General features: G+C 45.7%; 10 protein-coding genes, 2 tRNA genes and 3 rRNA genes. 12 read left to right on the top strand and 3 right to left on the bottom strand.

All coding sequences use genetic code 11. The features are described from left to right. Nucleotides 1-25 precede the first annotated feature (25 nt). From ACMXYO_RS01890 to ACMXYO_RS01920, 7 genes are all read left to right on the top strand, one after another. Nucleotides 26-631, top strand: coding sequence for a Yip1 family protein (locus tag ACMXYO_RS01890; protein ID WP_415886768.1), 606 nt, complete (start codon nt 26-28; stop codon nt 629-631). 622 nt (nt 632-1253) lie between these two features. After that, nucleotides 1254-2793: ribosomal RNA gene (locus tag ACMXYO_RS01895) — 16S ribosomal RNA — on the top strand. A gap of 68 nt (nt 2794-2861) precedes the next feature. Continuing rightward, nucleotides 2862-2938 (top strand) — tRNA-Ile (locus ACMXYO_RS01900). Nucleotides 2939-2962: 24 nt separating this feature from the next. Next, nucleotides 2963-3038: transfer RNA gene (locus ACMXYO_RS01905), tRNA-Ala, on the top strand. Nucleotides 3039-3256: 218 nt separating this feature from the next. Further along, nucleotides 3257-6144: ribosomal RNA gene (locus ACMXYO_RS01910) — 23S ribosomal RNA — on the top strand. A 142-nt stretch (nt 6145-6286) separates the two neighbouring features. Further along, nucleotides 6287-6402, top strand: a 5S ribosomal RNA gene (rrf, locus tag ACMXYO_RS01915). Together the 16S, 23S and 5S rRNA genes with 2 tRNA genes alongside form the textbook arrangement of a ribosomal RNA operon. Before the next feature lie 396 nt (nt 6403-6798). Then, nucleotides 6799-7602, top strand: a complete 804-nt coding sequence (locus ACMXYO_RS01920) for a substrate-binding periplasmic protein (RefSeq protein WP_415886769.1) — start codon at nt 6799-6801, stop codon at nt 7600-7602. Nucleotides 7603-7711: 109 nt separating this feature from the next. Here ACMXYO_RS01920 and ACMXYO_RS01925 read toward each other — a convergent pair whose 3' ends face one another. Then, nucleotides 7712-8752, bottom strand: coding sequence for an IS481 family transposase (locus ACMXYO_RS01925; RefSeq protein ID WP_415884719.1), 1041 nt, complete (start codon nt 8750-8752; stop codon nt 7712-7714). A gap of 103 nt (nt 8753-8855) precedes the next feature. Then, entirely contained in the window at nt 8856-10826 is a 1971-nt protein-coding gene (locus ACMXYO_RS01930) for a methyl-accepting chemotaxis protein (protein ID WP_415886771.1), read from the bottom strand. A 288-nt stretch (nt 10827-11114) separates the two neighbouring features. Here ACMXYO_RS01930 and carA point away from each other — a divergent pair, with 288 nt between their 5' ends. The 3 genes from carA (at nt 11115) to greA (ending at nt 16038) form a co-directional block, all read left to right on the top strand. Next, entirely contained in the window at nt 11115-12248 is a 1134-nt protein-coding gene (gene carA / locus ACMXYO_RS01935) for a glutamine-hydrolyzing carbamoyl-phosphate synthase small subunit (RefSeq protein ID WP_415883298.1), read from the top strand. Between the two features lie 101 nt (nt 12249-12349). Next, complete coding sequence (gene carB, locus ACMXYO_RS01940) at nt 12350-15559, top strand: carbamoyl-phosphate synthase large subunit (protein WP_415886772.1); 3210 nt, start codon at nt 12350-12352, stop codon at nt 15557-15559. A 2-nt stretch (nt 15560-15561) separates the two neighbouring features. Further along, entirely contained in the window at nt 15562-16038 is a 477-nt protein-coding gene (gene greA, locus ACMXYO_RS01945; protein ID WP_415883300.1) for a transcription elongation factor GreA, read from the top strand. Nucleotides 16039-16109: 71 nt separating this feature from the next. Here the strand turns inward: greA and ACMXYO_RS01950 are convergent, their stop codons facing one another. Further along, nucleotides 16110-16412: a YhbY family RNA-binding protein gene (locus ACMXYO_RS01950; protein WP_415883301.1), complete on the bottom strand. Its 303-nt coding sequence runs from the start codon at nt 16410-16412 to the stop codon at nt 16110-16112. 149 nt (nt 16413-16561) lie between these two features. On the opposite strand from ACMXYO_RS01950, the gene rlmE reads away from it, so the two are divergent. Further along, nucleotides 16562-17182, top strand: coding sequence for a 23S rRNA (uridine(2552)-2'-O)-methyltransferase RlmE (gene rlmE / locus ACMXYO_RS01955; RefSeq protein WP_415883302.1), 621 nt, complete (start codon nt 16562-16564; stop codon nt 17180-17182). Nucleotides 17183-17282: 100 nt separating this feature from the next. After that, complete coding sequence (ftsH, locus tag ACMXYO_RS01960; protein WP_415888060.1) at nt 17283-19235, top strand: ATP-dependent zinc metalloprotease FtsH; 1953 nt, start codon at nt 17283-17285, stop codon at nt 19233-19235. The last annotated feature ends 50 nt before the right edge of the window (nt 19236-19285 follow it).

Below are 19285 nucleotides of genomic sequence, written 5' to 3' on the forward strand. Positions count from 1 at the left end.
CCTAAATTAAACGAGGGGATGCATCATGTTTATTCAGCATATGATGGGAATAATGTACCACCCAAAAGAAGAATGGGGGCAAATAAGAAAAGAGCACTACAGCGCGTCGCATATTTATATGCAACAAATTAGTATTCTGGCTGCGATACCAGCTATCTCAATGTTCATCGGGACAACTCAGGTGGGTTGGAGCATTGCGGGATCTGAGTATGTAAAACTGGATGCTATGAGCGCCTTGCCTGCTGCAATCGCATTTTACTTTGCAATGTGGGTTGGAGTTGGGTTTATAACATGGGCCATTCACTGGATGGAGAAGAACTATGGCGGCAACGTGTCATTTGACGATTGTCTGTCGCTAGCAACTTACACGGCGACTCCAATGTTCTTAGCAGGGTTGTCAGCGCTCTATCCATTACTGTGGTTCAATGTCACTGTTGGATTATTCGCTGTATGTTACACGGTCTACCTACTTTACATAGGTGTACCTGTGATAATGAAAATTCCTGAAGAAAGAGCCTTTCTGTTTTCAACATCTATTCTAACAGTGGGTCTCTGTACTCTAGTGGGTATTATCGTTGCTTCCGTAATTCTGTGGGGCACAGTGATTCCACTAAACTATATACCGGTGTAGTGGCTGAATAAGCTATAAAATACTCCGAAACTGAAAGGCGCTTGAGCAATGTTGTAAGCGCCTTTCTTGTTGTTGTATAAGTAACAATCATACCTGATCAGTCTTAGATCGTTTTGTGTCGTTTTGTAAGTTTTTTACAACTTTTTACACTTTTTTTAAGATTGGGTGTTGACCCTTTTTCAGATGTCTGTAGAATTCGCCGTCCTTGCTTAGGGAGGCCGCTTTTTAAGGGGCTGCAGAGCTGAGTGAGGTGCTTGGTAAGTGGTTGAAAACATTGGTTTTTAAGATTGCTTACGGAGTAGGATTCAAAGTCCGGTTGCTGAGTAAAAACTTTTTACAAAATTGCAAAATAAACGGTTGACTTTGAATGAGCGCGCAGTAGAATATGCGCCTCGCTTGAGACGAACAGCACGTGGTGTTGAGCGTCAAAAAAGCAACGCTCTTTAACAATTTGATCAGATAATTCGTGTGGGCGCTTGTTGAGAAGAAGCAAACTTTTTCTAGACAAGCAACCAAGTGAATTCATTTAAAGCGATTTACAAAGGTTTAACGTTCTTAAGAATGTTATCCGGTTGTTTAGTACTAGAGCCCGTTACCACATTCCTGGTAACACAAATGATTTAAACTGAAGAGTTTGATCATGGCTCAGATTGAACGCTGGCGGCAGGCCTAACACATGCAAGTCGAACGGTAACATGACTAGCTTGCTAGTTGATGACGAGTGGCGGACGGGTGAGTAACGCGTAGGAATCTACCCAGTAGCGGGGGATAAGCCAGAGAAATTTGGTCTAATACCGCATACGCCCTACGGGGGAAAGCAGGGGATCTTCGGACCTTGCACTATTGGATGAGCCTGCGTGAGATTAGCTAGTTGGTGAGGTAATGGCTCACCAAGGCGACGATCTCTAGCTGGTCTGAGAGGATGATCAGCCACACTGGAACTGAGACACGGTCCAGACTCCTACGGGAGGCAGCAGTGGGGAATATTGCACAATGGGCGCAAGCCTGATGCAGCCATGCCGCGTGTGTGAAGAAGGCCCTAGGGTTGTAAAGCACTTTCAGCAGTGAGGAAAGGTTAGTAGTTAATACCTGCTAGCTGTGACGTTAACTGCAGAAGAAGCACCGGCTAACTCCGTGCCAGCAGCCGCGGTAATACGGAGGGTGCGAGCGTTAATCGGAATTACTGGGCGTAAAGCGCGCGTAGGTGGATTGGTCAGTCAGATGTGAAAGCCCAGGGCTCAACCTTGGAACTGCACCTGATACTGCCAATCTAGAGTACGGTAGAGGGTAGTGGAATTTCCTGTGTAGCGGTGAAATGCGTAGATATAGGAAGGAACACCAGTGGCGAAGGCGACTACCTGGACCGATACTGACACTGAGGTGCGAAAGCGTGGGGAGCAAACAGGATTAGATACCCTGGTAGTCCACGCCGTAAACGATGTCTACTAGCCGTTGGGAGACTTGATCTTTTAGTGGCGCAGCTAACGCGATAAGTAGACCGCCTGGGGAGTACGGCCGCAAGGTTAAAACTCAAATGAATTGACGGGGGCCCGCACAAGCGGTGGAGCATGTGGTTTAATTCGACGCAACGCGAAGAACCTTACCAACTCTTGACATCCAGAGAAGTTACTAGAGATAGTTTCGTGCCTTCGGGAACTCTGAGACAGGTGCTGCATGGCTGTCGTCAGCTCGTGTTGTGAAATGTTGGGTTAAGTCCCGTAACGAGCGCAACCCTTGTCCTTATTTGCCAGCACTTCGGGTGGGAACTCTAAGGAGACTGCCGGTGACAAACCGGAGGAAGGTGGGGACGACGTCAAGTCATCATGGCCCTTACGAGTTGGGCTACACACGTGCTACAATGGCCGGTACAGAGGGCCGCGAACCTGCGAGGGTAAGCTAATCTCAGAAAACCGGTCGTAGTCCGGATTGGAGTCTGCAACTCGACTCCATGAAGTCGGAATCGCTAGTAATCGCGAATCAGAATGTCGCGGTGAATACGTTCCCGGGCCTTGTACACACCGCCCGTCACACCATGGGAGTGGATTGCACCAGAAGTAGCTAGCTTAACCTTCGGGAGGGCGGTTACCACGGTGTGGTTCATGACTGGGGTGAAGTCGTAACAAGGTAGCCCTAGGGGAACCTGGGGCTGGATCACCTCCTTAAACGAAAGCCGATTCTCGGCAAGCGTTCACACGAATTATCTGATCAGAGAAGTTAAGAGCAACGGTGTAGGCTTGTAGCTCAGCTGGTTAGAGCGCACCCCTGATAAGGGTGAGGTCGGTGGTTCAAGTCCACTCAGGCCTACCAATCAATAGCCTTACTGTTTTTCTTGGGGCTATAGCTCAGCTGGGAGAGCGCCTGCTTTGCACGCAGGAGGTCTGCGGTTCGATCCCGCATAGCTCCACCATCATCCTTGTGGATGAGAAAGGAAGAGTTTTAAAACATATTGTCGGTTTTGACATTATCTTTTAAAGCTTTTTTGCTTTAAACGCTCTTTAACAATTTGGATTTGATTCATTTGATTTAGATTTAAGACATGTAGTTTTACTGCATGCGCCAATTCGGCGAAATCTATCGTTACTAGCAATACAAGTTACTGTGATTCCAGACGCCTTCGGGTTATATGGTCAAGTGACTAAGCGTGCACGGTGGATGCCTTGGCAGTCAGAGGCGATGAAGGACGTTGTAACCTGCGATAAGGTTCGGGGAGGTGGTAAACAACCTTTGATCCGGACATTTCCGAATGGGGAAACCCACCTATTTATAGGTATCTTTTAACTGAATACATAGGTTATTAGAGGCGAACCTGGGGAACTGAAACATCTAAGTACCCAGAGGAAAAGAAATCAACCGAGATTCCCTAAGTAGCGGCGAGCGAACGGGGACCAGCCCTTAAGCTTTATTAGATTTAACAGAACACTCTGGAAAGTGTGGCCATAGTGGGTGATAGCCCCGTATGTGAAAGGTCTTTTAAAGTGAAATCGAGTAGGACGGCACACGTGAAACGCTGTCTGAATATGGGGGGACCATCCTCCAAGGCTAAATACTCCTGACTGACCGATAGTGAACCAGTACCGTGAGGGAAAGGCGAAAAGAACCCCTGTGAGGGGAGTGAAATAGACCCTGAAACCGTGTACGTACAAGCAGTGGGAGCCGTTTTCGGACGGTGACTGCGTACCTTTTGTATAATGGGTCAGCGACTTACTTTTAGTGGCAAGGTTAAGCATTTGCGGAGCCGTAGGGAAACCGAGTCTTAATAGGGCGTCCAGTCGCTAGGAGTAGACCCGAAACCGAGTGATCTATCCATGGGCAGGTTGAAGATGCAGTAACATGCATTGGAGGACCGAACCGACTGTCGTTGAAAAGCCAGCGGATGACTTGTGGATAGGAGTGAAAGGCTAATCAAACTCGGAGATAGCTGGTTCTCCTCGAAAACTATTTAGGTAGTGCCTCGTGTCTAACCATGGGGGGTAGAGCACTGTTTCGGCTAGGGGGTCATCCCGACTTACCAACCCGATGCAAACTCCGAATACCCATGAGTTCAATCACGGGAGACACACGGCGGGTGCTAACGTCCGTCGTGGAAAGGGAAACAACCCAGACCGTCAGCTAAGGTCCCAAAGTTTATGCTAAGTGGGAAACGATGTGGGAAGGCTTAGACAGCTAGGAGGTTGGCTTAGAAGCAGCCACCCTTTAAAGAAAGCGTAATAGCTCACTAGTCGAGTCGGCCCGCGCGGAAGATATAACGGGGCTAAGCATAACACCGAAGCTACGGATGCACTTTGTGCATGGTAGAGGAGCGTTCTGTAAGCTGTTGAAGCGGAAGCTGTAAGGCACCGTGGAGGTATCAGAAGTGCGAATGCTGACATGAGTAACGATAAGGGAGGTGAAAACCCTCCCCGCCGGAAGACCAAGGGTTCCTATCCAACGCTATTCGAGGTAGGGTGAGTCGGCCCCTAAGGAGAGGCTGAAGAGCGTATCCGATGGGAAACAGGTTAATATTCCTGTACTGCTCATAACTGCGATGGGGGGACGGAGAAGGCTAGGCTAGCGCGGCGTTGGTTGTCCGCGTTTAAGATAGTAGGTTTAGAGCTTAGGTAAATCCGGGCTCTTTTAAGACCGAGAATCGATGACGAGGTCCTTTATGGACTGAAGTAGTTGATGCCATGCTTCCAGGAAAATCCTCTAAGCTTCAGGTTATGACTAACCGTACCCTAAACCGACACAGGTGGTCAGGTAGAGAATACTAAGGCGTATGAGAAAACTCGGGTGAAGGAACTAGGCAAAATGGCACCGTAACTTCGGGAGAAGGTGCGCCGGTTTTGGTGATGGGACTTGCTCCCTAAGCTGAGGCCGGTCGAAGATACCAGGTGGCTGCGACTGTTTATTAAAAACATAGCACTCTGCAAACTCGAAAGAGGACGTATAGGGTGTGACGCCTGCCCGGTGCCGGAAGGTTAATTGATGGGGTTAGCGCTTGCGCGAAGCTCTTGATCGAAGCCCCGGTAAACGGCGGCCGTAACTATAACGGTCCTAAGGTAGCGAAATTCCTTGTCGGGTAAGTTCCGACCTGCACGAATGGCGTAACGATGGCCACACTGTCTCCACCCGAGACTCAGTGAAATTGAAATAGCTGTTAAGATGCAGTTTACCCGCGGCTAGACGGAAAGACCCCGTGAACCTTTACTACAGCTTCACAGTGGACTTTGACATTACTTGTGTAGAATAGCTGGGAGGCTTTGAAACCCTGTCGCCAGATAGGGTGGAGCCACCTTTGAAATACCAGCCTGGTAATGTTGAGGTTCTAACCCAGTTCCCTAAGCGGGATCGGGGACATTGTGTGGTGGGTAGTTTGACTGGGGCGGTCTCCTCCCAAAGAGTAACGGAGGAGCACGAAGGTACCCTCAGCATGGTCGGAAATCATGCAATGAGCGCAAGAGTAGAAGGGTGCTTGACTGCGAGACAGACACGTCGAGCAGGTACGAAAGTAGGTTCTAGTGATCCGGTGGTTCTGTATGGAAGGGCCATCGCTCAACGGATAAAAGGTACTCCGGGGATAACAGGCTGATACCGCCCAAGAGTTCACATCGACGGCGGTGTTTGGCACCTCGATGTCGGCTCATCACATCCTGGGGCTGAAGCCGGTCCCAAGGGTATGGCTGTTCGCCATTTAAAGTGGTACGCGAGCTGGGTTTAGAACGTCGTGAGACAGTTCGGTCCCTATCTGCCGTGGGCGTTTGAGATTTGAGAAGAGTTGCTCCTAGTACGAGAGGACCGGAGTGAACGAACCTCTGGTGTACCGGTTGTGATGCCAATTGCATTGCCGGGTAGCTACGTTCGGACGGGATAACCGCTGAAAGCATCTAAGCGGGAAGCCTCCTTCAAGATGAGATCTCACTGGGAACTTGATTCCCCTAAAGGGCCGTTGAAGACTACGACGTTGATAGGTTGGGTGTGGAAGCGCTGTGAGGCGTTGAGCTAACCAATACTAATTGCCCGTGAGGCTTGACCATATAACGCCCAAGGCGTTTGGCAAGTGACTTGTAAGATATGTAAGACGATAGAGAGTAACGAATTAGCGCGTAGTTAAGCTACAGTCGAAGAACTATCTAGATCAAATAAAAGAAGAATCAGATCTAAGTTGTAACAGTTTTGCTTGGCGACCATAGAGTTGTGGAACCACCTGAATCCATCCCGAACTCAGACGTGAAACGCAACATCGCCGATGGTAGTGTGGGGCTTCCCCATGTGAGAGTAGGTCATCGCCAAGCATTTAATTAAGAGAAAACCCCGGTCACGATGTGATCGGGGTTTTTTCGTTTACAACCGTGTTTATAGTGCAGCTAGGCAAGCAGAGCAAATATCAAATGTGGGCGGGTAATCTAAAGGCTGGTCATGCTTTAGCGAAGAACGCACACTGATACGCAGTCCTTAGTTGTCCTTAGTTGTCCTTAGTTGTCCTTAGTTGTCCTTAGTTGTCCTTAGTTGTCCTTAGTTGTCCTTAGTTGTCCTTAGTTGTCCTTAGTTGTCCTTAGTTGTCCTTAGTTGTCCTTAGTTGTCCTTAGTTGTCCTTGGCTGCCATCGAAACTAATAAACTTGCTGCTTATTCGTCCTTGTATCTATACTGCTTCTGAGGATTCGGTCTACAGAGGCGAAAGGTGTTGGTGATGAAGAGCGTTAAGTTCTACTTTAAGTTTTGTTTCATATCATTAATGGCGGTTATCTCTGCTTCTTTGCATGCGGAAGAGTGTAAGGTTTTAACAGCGACAGGGAATTCAGAATATCCGCCTTATCTTTGGCGTGCTGATGATGGTACTACCGATCTGTTAGGTGCTAATCGTTTGATAATAGATGAGCTAGGTAAGCGCTTGGGTGTTGATATTCAACTTCAGGATGTCGGTTCATGGGCCAGAGCGCAGGATATGCTTCGCTCCGGCAGGATTGATTTGATGGCTGGAGCTTTTTATACGATCCCTCGGAACCAGTATATGGATTATGTTTATCCAGCTTTCCTCAATACAAAGAGTGTTGTTTGGAGGCGTAAAGGGTCTGGCCTTGTATACGATAAGCGAGAAGACCTTATTGGAAGGTTGGGTGTAACTGTAATAAACAATAGTTTTGGTCAAGAGTTTGATGAGTACGCCAAGGCTAATTTGAATTTGCAGTATGTTGCATCCTTAAAGCAGGCGTTTCTTATGATTCAGCGGTCAAGAGCTGACTACGCGTTGTATGAGCAGAACCCAGGATTGGCTTATGCTGACTTGCTTGGCTATAAATCAGATCTTGAAGTGCTAGACCCAGCTATTAGTAGTGAGGGTTTATATCTTACTGTTTCACATAAATCCAAATGCAACACAGGTGCTTTAAGAGGGATGTTAGCTAAAGCAATAAGGGACATGGAGATAGATGGTTTTATGGCTAATGCTTTAACAGTAAGTCTTAAAAACTGGAATGAGTTTTCTGCAAAGTAGTTTGATTAATTGTAAAAAGCCCGGCATAAGCCGGGCTTTTTATTTGTTAATGTGTACTAGCTCAGACCTGATCTGACAGTTACCCGTTCTTTCCAGTGCTACTGTCAGATTAGATTTGGGCTAAATTCTTTTCAGCCCAAATCTGTTTTCCATCAAGCAATGTTTCCAGTGGCGTTCTGCCACAGCACATTTTCCCCTGATGAGTTCGTTCATTGTTGTAATAATCCAGCCATTCGTCCAGATCTTTTTGCAGTTCTTCCAGTGAAGCATAGAGCTTTTTACGGAACGTAACCTGATAAAACTCGTTCAATATCGTTTTATGGAAGCGCTCACAGATACCGTTAGTCTGTGGGTGTCTCGCTTTGGTTTTCGTGTGATCAATATCGTTGATGGCGAGATATAGCTGGTAATCGTGCTGCTCAACCTTGCCACAGTATTCCGTGCCTCGATCAGTCAGGATACGCAGCATAGGCAGCTCCTGAGCCTCAAAGAATGGTAATACACGATCATTCAATACATCGGCTGAGGTAATTGGGGTTTTCGTCGTGTAGAGCTTAGCGAACGCTACCTTGCTGTACGTATCAACAAAGGTTTGCTGATATATCCTGCCAACCCCTTTTAGATTACCCACGTAGAACGTGTCCTGAGAACCCAGATAGCCAGGATGATGCGTTTCTATTTCACCGCAGGCTTCGTCATCTTGTTTCTTCTTCTCAAGCGCAGCCACTTGGTCATCCGTCAGAATGATACCTTCACTCGCAACCTTTGCTTCCAGAGCCGAAAGGCGCTTTTTAAAGTTTTCTAAGTTATGACGTAGCCAGATGGAACGAACACCACTGCCCGATACAAACACGCCAGCTTTACGCAGTTCGTTACTGGTTCGGGCTTGGCCATGAGCGGGGAAAGCTATCGCGTGTTCAATGACGGCGTTCTCAATCTGCTCATCTACACGGTTTTTGACATTGGGCGTTCTGCGAGATCGGTTGATCAGTGAATCAACACCGCCTTCCTCAACAAGTTCCTGATAGCGATAAAACGTATCACGGGAGACACCCATTACTTTGCAGGCTTTTGAGACGTTTCCAAGTTCTTCCGCAAGGTTGAGTAAGCCTGCTTTGTGTTTAATGATGGGATTGCTAGTATGCAACATGAGAGTTACCTTTGTTTTGATTTAAGATTTCAGCACCTTTATCAAAACGGGTAACTCTCTCTTTCTCAAGAAGATATGTCAGATTAGGTCGAGACTAATTCAGTTAATGTAGTTTTGAAATTACTGCGGTTAATTGTTCGCTTGCAAATGATAGCTGCTCAGCTTGTTGTTTGTTTGTTTCAGCTGCAGATTTTGTGTATTGGCTTAATGTATTGGTTGTCTCAATTGTATCTGCTATTTCTGAGGTCACAGAGGTTTGCTCTTCTGTTGACGATGCTATTAAAACACTCATATCGTTAATTTCACTGATTGAGTTTCTAATGATTTTAATTGCTTCTTGAGCGTCTTTTGCAAGATTTACAGTGTCGGTTGCAGCTCTTTGTTGGATACCCATCTTCTCAACAGTTTGCTCGGTCGTTTGATTTAAACGGGTTGTGATTCTTTGAATTTCATCTGCTGATTTTGCGGTGTTTGCTGCAAGGTTTCTCACTTCGTCTGCTACTACAGCAAACCCGCGACCTGTTTCCCCTGCTCGAGCTGCTTCGATTGCTGCGTTTAAGGCCAATAAGTTGGTTTGTTCTGCGAAGCCTTGTATTACACCGAGTACATTTTGTATTGCAATAGAATCTTCTTGTAACGCGTTCAGTGATTCTGACGTTGCTGCAATTTCATTGTTTAACTTATCTATATGATCACCCGTAGCTTTAATTTGTTCATAACCTTTATTTGCCAGTTGCGAGGCTTCTAGTGTTGCTGAACTGCTTTGTGTTGCTCTCGTTGCTACTTCAGTAAATGAGCTGTTTAGCTGTGTAATTTGTACTACAGCATTTTCAGTGGCTGCTTGTTGCTGTTGCACTGTGTTTTCTAGTTGTGTTGCTTCTGTTATGGCGCTGTTTTGGAGTTGTCTTAAATTGTTGGTTTCCTGCTGGATATCCATAAGGAATTTTTTGAAGAAGCATTGCAGTCTGTCTATAGCGCTATTGAGTGTTTCGGCTTCGGTTAGTCTTGAGTTTATTTGGATGTTGCTGCTAAATTTTCCATGTGACAGTTGATCTATATATTCCGTTGTTGCGATCAGGATGCTGCCTAATTTACGCAGTAATATGTTCATGGATATGCCAGTTGCAATAATCAGAACGGTACATATTGTCATGATTAGATATACCGAAAACTGAATATCCTCATATCTATCTGCGATAGTGCTGGCGATGCTTGCCACTGAGTGCTCTAAATTAGCCACATTTTTCTGTGCAGCAGAGCTTGATTCAGTTTTTTGTTGACTGAACTTTTTCGCATTTTGAAGTTCTTTGGGGTAGCGATTAACAAGATCTTTAATGTTTGCTATAGGTTCATCACCAATCTCTTCTTTGTCGTTATCGCTCGCAATTTCGGTTGCAAGGCCTAGTAAAGAGGAGAGGTCATCTTCATCTTCTGCTTCTTTGAATATGCCGAGTCGATCAAGCTTACTAATTGCTTCTGCGTCTTTCTTAAGTTCAGATAGGATAAATTGAATCTGTTGTAGGCTCTCGCTTTTGTTATTTTCAAAGTAGCTTTGGCGGCTGTGGCTGAGTAGAGCAGTGTTTTTTTGCAGGCTAAATAGTAAATCTACATAACTATTCTTGATATGATTTTGATCGTAACTTGCTTTGTCTGCATATTCTTTGACGGATTGTATGGCGTCGTTTAATTCTCTTTCATTATGTATGAGTAATACTTCTGGTTGTGCAAGTTTGCCTGCGGCGCGCATTTCAGTGAGAGTTTTATCCTTTATGTTCTTTAATTGACCTAGAACGCCAGCTTGTATCTCTTCTGGTAAGTTTCTTTGTGTGCTTTCTGAAAGGACTTCAAGATTCTTTTCTATTGTCGTCAGTAAAGTTGCATCCCCTGTCATCAAATACTTTGAGACAGGCTGTTCTAGCTTTATGTAGATTTCATTAATGTAGCCATGATAGTTGTCTTTCATTTTGAAGGCGGAATCTAAGCGTTCTAAGGACCAAAAAATAGCGGTAGCCAATAAAATTACGATTAGGGCTAATGTTATGCTCGCAATGCGTGTAATTGTCGAAATCTTCATAAGAAGCCTTATGTTTATGAGAGCGGTGTTTGATACAGTTTCTTGTAGTGCTTTTTACTTCAATAATGTGACAGATGTGTTAATTGACCGTTTGTTATATAACTCTTTTCATTGAGTGTGATGGACAGATTGGCGAATTTGGCATAGAATGCAGTCGTTTTGCCTAAGGCAAAATTTACACACAGGTTTCTAAAACAAAAAAGCGAGGTTAACTTCAGGTTTTACCTCGCTTTTTTGCACGTATCGTTTCTGATTTTTGTTGTTGCGCATTTACGCGGGGAGGTTCAATTGGCGAGACCAGCCATTCTTGCTCTTGAAGACGGAAGCATTTTCAAGGGCGTAGCCATTGGCGCAGACGGTCTGTCTAGCGGCGAGGTTGTATTTAATACCTCTATGACGGGTTACCAGGAGATCCTAACGGATCCATCATACTGCCGTCAGATTGTTACCCTGACATATCCACATATTGGTAATACTGGCACCAATACGGAAGATGAAGAATCTTCTCGCACGTGGGCTGCTGGTTTAGTCATTCGTGACCTTCCATTGGTTGCGAGTAACTTCCGTAATGAAAAGAACCTTGATGATTATCTTAAGGATAACAATATCGTTGGTATCGCTGATATTGACACACGACGTTTAACACGTATTTTGCGTGAAAAGGGTTCTCTTAACGGTTGCATCATGGCCGGTGATATTGATGAAGCTAAAGCACTAGCAGAAGCTAAATCGTTCCCAGGTCTAAAAGGTATGGATCTTGCTCAAGTTGTTACAACTGAAGAGACATACGAGTGGACTTCTTCTACTTGGAAGCTAGGTCAAGGCCATGAAGATAAAACTGCAGCAGATCAAGAGTTTCATGTTGTTGCATATGACTACGGTGTGAAACGCAATATTTTGCGCATGTTGGTTGAACGCGGTTGCCGCCTAACGGTCGTTCCTGCAAAAACACCAGCTGCAGAAGTGCTTGCGATGAATCCAGATGGCGTATTCCTATCTAATGGCCCTGGTGATCCAGAACCATGTGATTACGCAATTGCTGCAATTGAAGAGATCTGCAAAACAGATCTACCTGTATTTGGTATCTGCTTGGGCCATCAGCTACTAGCGTTGGCTTCTGGTGCTAAGACAGTAAAAATGAAGTTTGGTCACCACGGTGCTAACCACCCAGTTCAAGATTTGGATGGCAAGCAAGTGATGATTACCTCTCAAAACCACGGTTTTGCTGTTGACGAAGATGCGCTTCCAGAAAATGTGCGTGCTACGCATAAGTCTCTGTTTGATGGCTCTTTGCAGGGTATTGAGAGAACAGATCGTGCGGCATTTAGTTTCCAGGGCCACCCTGAAGCTAGCCCAGGCCCACATGATGTAGCGCCTCTATTTGATCGCTTCATCGAAGATATGAAGGCTGCGAAAGCTTAATCGCAGTTTGGCCTGAGTTTACAGGCTTTTGAAACGATACAAGGCAGGTGTGAATTAGCCGCCTGCCGCAGTTATTAACTGATACGACTGGTTTATTACCGATGCCAAAACGTACGGACTTAAAAAGTATTTTGATTCTTGGTGCTGGCCCGATTGTTATCGGTCAGGCATGTGAATTTGACTATTCTGGCGCACAAGCTTGTAAAGCGCTGCGTGAAGAAGGTTACCGCGTCATTCTGGTTAACTCTAACCCTGCGACCATTATGACTGATCCAGCGATGGCTGACTCAACTTACATTGAGCCAATCAACTGGAAAACAGTAGAAAAGATTATTGCCAAAGAAAAGCCAGACGCGCTACTGCCTACAATGGGTGGTCAGACTGCATTGAACTGTGCTTTGGATCTTGAGCGTGAAGGTGTTCTTGAAAAGCATGGCGTTGAGATGATCGGTGCAAACGCTGATACAATCGATAAAGCGGAAGACCGTGATCGTTTCGATAAAGCGATGAAAGCGATTGGTCTTGAGTGTCCACGCGCTGCAATTGCTCACAGTATGGAAGAAGCGTTGCAAGTTCAAGCGCAACTAGGCTTCCCATGTATCATCCGTCCTTCTTTCACTATGGGTGGTACCGGTGGTGGTATTGCGTATAACAAAGAAGAGTTTATCGAGATCTGTGAGCGTGGTCTGGATCTTTCTCCAACGACTGAGTTATTGATCGACGAATCTTTGATCGGTTGGAAAGAGTACGAGATGGAAGTTGTTCGTGACAAAAACGACAACTGCATCATTGTTTGTGCTATCGAAAACTTCGATGCAATGGGTGTTCACACCGGTGACTCTATCACTGTTGCACCAGCGCAGACGCTTACTGATAAAGAATATCAAATCATGCGTAATGCCTCTTTGGCAGTACTGCGTGAAATCGGCGTAGAAACTGGCGGTTCTAACGTACAGTTTGGTGTAAACCCGAAAGATGGCCGTATGGTAGTAATCGAGATGAACCCTCGTGTATCTCGTTCTTCTGCTTTGGCATCTAAAGCGACTGGCTTCCCAATTGCAAAAGTAGCTGCGAAGCTAGCCATTGGTTACACACTAGATGAGCTGCAAAACGATATCACTGGTGGTGCTACGCCAGCGTCTTTCGAACCGTCTATTGACTACGTTGTGACTAAGATCCCTCGTTTCACTTTCGAGAAATTCCCGCAAGCAAATGATCGTCTGACAACTCAGATGAAGTCTGTTGGTGAGGTTATGGCGATTGGCCGTACTCAGCAGGAATCTCTTCAGAAAGCGCTTCGTGGTCTAGAAGTTGGTGCGACTGGTTTCGACCCAATCATCGACATTGCTAGCGAAGATGCACGTTCTACAATCGTACGTGAGATGAAAGAGCCGGGTGCAGAGCGTATCTGGTACTTGGGCGATGCATTCCGTATGGGTATGAGCGTCGAAGAACTATATGAGATCAGCGGTATTGATCCTTGGTTCTTGGTTCAAGTAGAAGACATTATTAAAGATGAGCAGCGCGTATCTGAGATGGCTATGTCCGATCTTGATAAAGATGCTGTGTTCCGTCTTAAGCGTAAAGGTTTCTCGGATGAGCGCTTGGCAACTCTTCTTGGTGTATCTGAGAAGCAGTTCCGTAAGCATCGTCATAACCTAGATGTGCGTCCAGTTTATAAGCGCGTTGATACATGTGCGGCTGAATTCGCGTCAGATACTGCTTACATGTACTCCTCTTATGAAGAAGAGTGTGAAGCGAATCCTTCTGACCGTGACAAGATCATGGTTATTGGTGGTGGTCCAAACCGTATCGGTCAAGGTATCGAGTTTGACTACTGCTGTGTACATGCTGCACTTGCAGCGCGTGACGACGGTTTCGAAACAATCATGGTCAACTGTAACCCTGAGACTGTTTCTACTGACTACGATACTTCTGATCGTCTGTTCTTCGAGCCAATCACACTTGAAGATGTGCTTGAGATCGTAAATGTTGAGAAGCCAAAAGGTGTTATCGTTCAGTACGGTGGTCAGACGCCGCTGAAACTGGCTGTTGCACTTGAGCAGGCTGGCGTACCAATTATTGGTACTTCTCCAGAAGCGATTGACCGTGCAGAAGACCGTGAACAGTTCCAGCAAATGCTGAAGCGCCTTGGTCTTAAACAGCCAGAAAACGCGACTGTACGTTCTCTAGAAGAAGCGATCATCGAAGCTGACAAGCTTGGTTACCCACTAGTTGTTCGTCCATCTTATGTACTAGGTGGTCGTGCAATGGAGATCGTTTACAAAGAGGAAGAGCTGCGACGCTACATGAATACTGCGGTACAAGTATCTAACGACGCGCCAGTATTGTTGGATCACTTCCTAAATGCAGCGGTTGAAGTTGATATTGATGCAGTTTGCGACGGTAAAGATGTAGTTATCGGTGCAATCATGCAGCATATCGAGCAAGCGGGTGTTCACTCTGGTGATTCTGCATGTTCATTCCCTCCGTATAGTCTTGCTGATGATGTTCAAGATGAAATGCGTGAGATGGTACGTAAGATGGCGTTGGAGCTAGGTGTGGTTGGCCTAATGAATACCCAGCTTGCATATCAGGATGGTGAAATTTACGTGATCGAGGTTAACCCTCGTGCATCCCGTACTGTACCGTTTGTTTCTAAGTGTATCGGTGTTTCTCTAGCGAAAATAGGTGCGCAGGTAATGACTGGTAAGACTCTAGCTGAACTTGGCTTCACTAAAGAGATCGTACCAACATTGTTCAACGTGAAAGAAGCTGTATTCCCGTTCAACAAGTTCCAAGGCGTTGACCCAATTCTATCCCCAGAGATGAAATCTACTGGTGAAGTAATGGGTGTTGGCGCTACCTTCGGTGAAGCGTTTATGAAGGCGCAGATCGGTGCGGGTGAAACTATGCCGCAAGCAGGTAAAGCGTTCATCTCTGTACGTGAAGTTGATAAAGATGCTTCTATGCAGATTGCTAAGGATCTAGTTGAGCTAGGCTTCTCTCTAGTGGCTACTCGCGGTACTGCTAAGCTAATGGCTGAGCAAGGCCTTGAGGTTGAAGTTGTAAACAAAGTGATGGAAGGTCGTCCAAACATTGTTGATATGATCAAGAATGATGAGATCGCTTACATTGTGAATACAACTGAAGGCCGTAAAGCGATCGAAGATTCAGCTGATATTCGTCGTAGCGCTCTACAGCATAAAGTGCCATATACCACTACATTGGCAGGTGCTGAAGCGATTACTATGGCGCTGCAGTACGGCGAAGAGAAAGACGTTCGTCGCGTTCAGGATATAGGAGCATAATTGTGAATCGTGTACCTATGACTGCAGCAGGTGAGAAAGCACTTCGTGAAGAGCTTGATCAACTGAAAACTGTAGATCGTCCACGCGTAATTGCTGATATAGCAGAAGCGCGTGAACACGGTGACCTGAAGGAGAACGCTGAATACCATGCTGCTCGTGAGCAGCAGGGTTTCATCGAAGGCCGCATTCAGGAGCTGGAAGCTAAGCTGTCTAACTGTCAAGTTATTGATGTAACAGCTATTCCACACTCTGGTAAGGTTATCTTCGGTACTACAGTAACTATCATTAACTTAGATACAGATGAGTCTAAGACTTATCAGATCGTAGGTGATGATGAAGCTGATATTAAAGCGAATAAAATCTCAGTGAATTCACCAATCGCTCGGGGCCTAGTCGGCAAAGAGGAAGGTGATATCGTAAATATTCAGACGCCGGGTGGCGCTACTGAATATGAGATTGATGAGGTCGCTCATATCTGAGCTGACTAAAAAAGGGTGCCTAGGCACCCTTTTTTGTATTTATGCTGTTTGAATAGCTTGCTAAGTAGATATTAACGTAACAAGTTAGATAGTTTTGGGTTTGGCTCAAGCGCTCTACGGTAAATTAGCGCAATGTGACCAATCTCTTGCACAATCTCAGCTTCAACGATTTCGCATAGTTCGCGAATCAGTTGTTTTTTAACGTCGCGATCACCAACAGCAAACTTTACCTTGATCAGTTCGTGATCTTCTAAAGCGCGATCGACTTCAAGTTGAATAGCTTCAGTTAGGCCTTTTCCTGCTACAGTTACTAGAGGGTTAAGTTTGTGGCCTATAGTGCGGTAATGCTTCTTTTGCTCAGTGCTCAAGCTCATATTAAAATACGGTGCCTCAAAGTTTAGCTGGGCGTTTATTGCGAATATTATCTAATACCCTAGTCCAGCATATTTAATTAATTATATTTTACCTGAGTTATGCGGTTCTGAGTAGCGCATGGCTCATTCAATCAAGAGAGTGAAACGAAGTGGCGAAAGCATCAAGCAGTGAACGTTGGTTAAAAGAACACTTTGATGATCATTGGGTGAAGAAATCGAAAGAACTCGGTTATAGATCGCGTGCTAGTTTTAAGCTGATTGAATTAGATGAGAAAGATAAGCTACTTAAGCAGGGAATGACGGTTGTGGATTTAGGTGCGGCCCCTGGTGGTTGGTCTCAAGTAGCCGCGGAACGTGTCGGTGATCACGGTCGAGTGGTGGCATCAGATATTCTGCCAATGGACAGTATGGCGGGTGTTGAGTTCGTTCAAGGTGACTTTACTGAGGAAGAAGTGCTGCATAAAATCCTAAATGCATTAGGAGATGAGCCAGCAGACCTTGTAATTTCAGATATGGCCCCCAATATGAGTGGTATGTCTGCTGTCGATCAGCCGGCAGCAATGTATTTGGTTGAGCTTGCTTTGGATATGGCGCGCGAGGTGTTGAAGCCTGGCGGTACGTTTGTCGCTAAAGTATTCCAAGGTGAAGGTTTTGATCAATATTTAAAAGATATGCGTACAAGTTTTGACAAAGTGGTTACGCGTAAGCCTGATTCTTCTCGAGCTCGTTCCCGTGAAGTCTACCTTTTAGGTAAAGGTTTTAAAGGTTAATTAGTGTTTTAGTAGTCAATCGTGGCTGCATAGTATAGTGTTTAGCGTTTTCTATAACGCCTAACAAAATCAGCAAATTGAGGGTATTCCATTGAATGATATGGCGAAAAATCTAGTTCTATGGCTGGTGATCGCAGCGGTATTGCTGACTGTTTTTAATAATTTTAATGAAAAGGCCGAGTCTAACCGACTAAGTTACTCTGATTTCGTCAAAGAAGTTCAGGATGATCGTGTGACTAAAGTCATTATTGATGGCTATATTATTCAGGGCCAGCGCTCTAACGGTGATATGTTTGAAACCGTACGCCCAGCGCTTCAGGACCCTAAACTGGTTGATGATCTAATTAATCACAATGTTGTGATTGAAGGTAAGCAACCAGAGCAGCAGAGTATTTGGACTCAGTTGCTAGTCGCTTCTTTCCCTATCCTTGTCATTATCGCAGTGTTTATGTTCTTTATGCGTCAGATGCAAGGCGGCGGTGGAAAAGGCGGCCCAATGTCGTTTGGTAAGTCCAAAGCACGCATGATGAGCGAAGATCAGATTAAAACGACCTTCGATGATGTTGCTGGCGTTGAAGAGGCAAAAGAAGACGTTCGTGAACTGGTAGATTTTCTTCGCGATCCAGGCAAGTTTCAGCGTTTAGGTGGTCACATCCCGCGAGGCGTTCTGATGGCGGGTAGCCCAGGTACTGGTAAAACCTTGTTGGCGAAAGCAATAGCCGGCGAAGCGAAAGTACCGTTCTTTAGTATTTCTGGTTCTGACTTCGTAGAGATGTTTGTAGGTGTGGGTGCATCCCGTGTTCGTGATATGTTTGATCAAGCGAAGAAAAATGCGCCATGTATCATCTTCATCGACGAGATCGACGCTGTAGGTCGTCACCGTGGTGTTGGCATGGGTGGTGGTAATGATGAGCGTGAACAGACATTGAACCAGTTATTGGTAGAGATGGATGGCTTTGAGGGTAGTGAAGGTGTTATTGTAATCGCTGCAACAAACCGTCCAGATGTGCTTGATCCTGCGCTTCTGCGTCCAGGTCGTTTTGACCGTCAGGTACATGTAGGTCTGCCAGATATTCTTGGTCGTGAGAAGATTCTTAAGGTTCACATGCGTAAAGTGCCATTAGGTGAAGATGTTAAGCCTGATCTAATCGCACGTGGAACGCCGGGTTTCTCTGGTGCAGATCTAGCGAACCTTGTAAACGAAGCAGCACTCTTTGCGGCTCGTGCCAACAAACGTACCGTGAGTATGATTCAATTTGAGCAAGCGAAAGACAAAATTATGATGGGCGCTGAGCGTAAATCTATGGTGATGTCTGAAAAAGAGCGCTTGAATACAGCATACCATGAAGCTGGTCACGCGATTGTTGGTCGTCTAATGCCAGAGCATGATCCTGTGTATAAGGTTTCTATTATTCCGCGCGGTCGTGCCTTAGGTGTGACTATGTTCTTGCCTGAAGAAGATCGTTATAGCCATAGCCGCCAATCTATCTTGTCTAACATTTGTTCACTTTATGGTGGCCGAATTGCGGAAGAGATGACGCTAGGTAAAGAGGGTGTAACCACCGGTGCATCTAATGATATTCAGCGTGCGACTTCATTTGCTCGTAGCATGGTAGCGAAATGGGGCTTAAGTGAAGAGCTTGGGCCATTGCTATACGACGAGGAAGAGTCGGATCCATTTAACCGTGGCTATGGTCAAGGTGCTAAGCCGCTAGCGGAAGAAACGCAGCGTCGTATTGACACTGAAACACGTAAGATTATCGATGAGTGCTACCAGAAGGCAGAGCAAATTCTGGAAGATAACCGCGATATTTTAGAGACCATGTGTCAGGCTCTGATGAAGTATGAAACGATCGATAGTAAGCAGATTGATCAATTGATGAATCGTGAAGAAGTAGCTGCTCCAGAAGGGTGGGTAGAAGAAGATAAAAGCGGTTCAGATCATGGGGCGAGCGAAAACGTAAATGCCGATACTGAATCTGACGCTGATGATCGATCAGATGATGATTCAGATCAGGATATTCCACGCTCACCAGATAATAATATTCACTAAACACAAGGTGAATATGAAAAGGCTGGCTTTGTAGAAAGTCAGCCTTTTTT

The organism is Neptuniibacter sp. QD37_6 (assembly GCF_047778085.1).
Lineage (GTDB): Bacteria > Pseudomonadota > Gammaproteobacteria > Pseudomonadales > Balneatricaceae > Neptuniibacter.

Coding starts and splice junctions, on each gene's coding strand:
- ACMXYO_RS01920 (WP_415886769.1), top strand. CDS start 6,799: ATGAAGAGCGTTAAGTTCTACTTTAAGTTTTGTTTCATATCATTAATG.
- ACMXYO_RS01950 (WP_415883301.1), bottom strand. CDS start 16,412: ATGAGCTTGAGCACTGAGCAAAAGAAGCATTACCGCACTATAGGCCAC.
- carB (WP_415886772.1), top strand. CDS start 12,350: ATGCCAAAACGTACGGACTTAAAAAGTATTTTGATTCTTGGTGCTGGC.
- ACMXYO_RS01930 (WP_415886771.1), bottom strand. CDS start 10,826: ATGAAGATTTCGACAATTACACGCATTGCGAGCATAACATTAGCCCTA.
- ACMXYO_RS01925 (WP_415884719.1), bottom strand. CDS start 8,752: ATGTTGCATACTAGCAATCCCATCATTAAACACAAAGCAGGCTTACTC.
- ACMXYO_RS01890 (WP_415886768.1), top strand. CDS start 26: ATGTTTATTCAGCATATGATGGGAATAATGTACCACCCAAAAGAAGAA.
- ftsH (WP_415888060.1), top strand. CDS start 17,283: ATGGCGAAAAATCTAGTTCTATGGCTGGTGATCGCAGCGGTATTGCTG.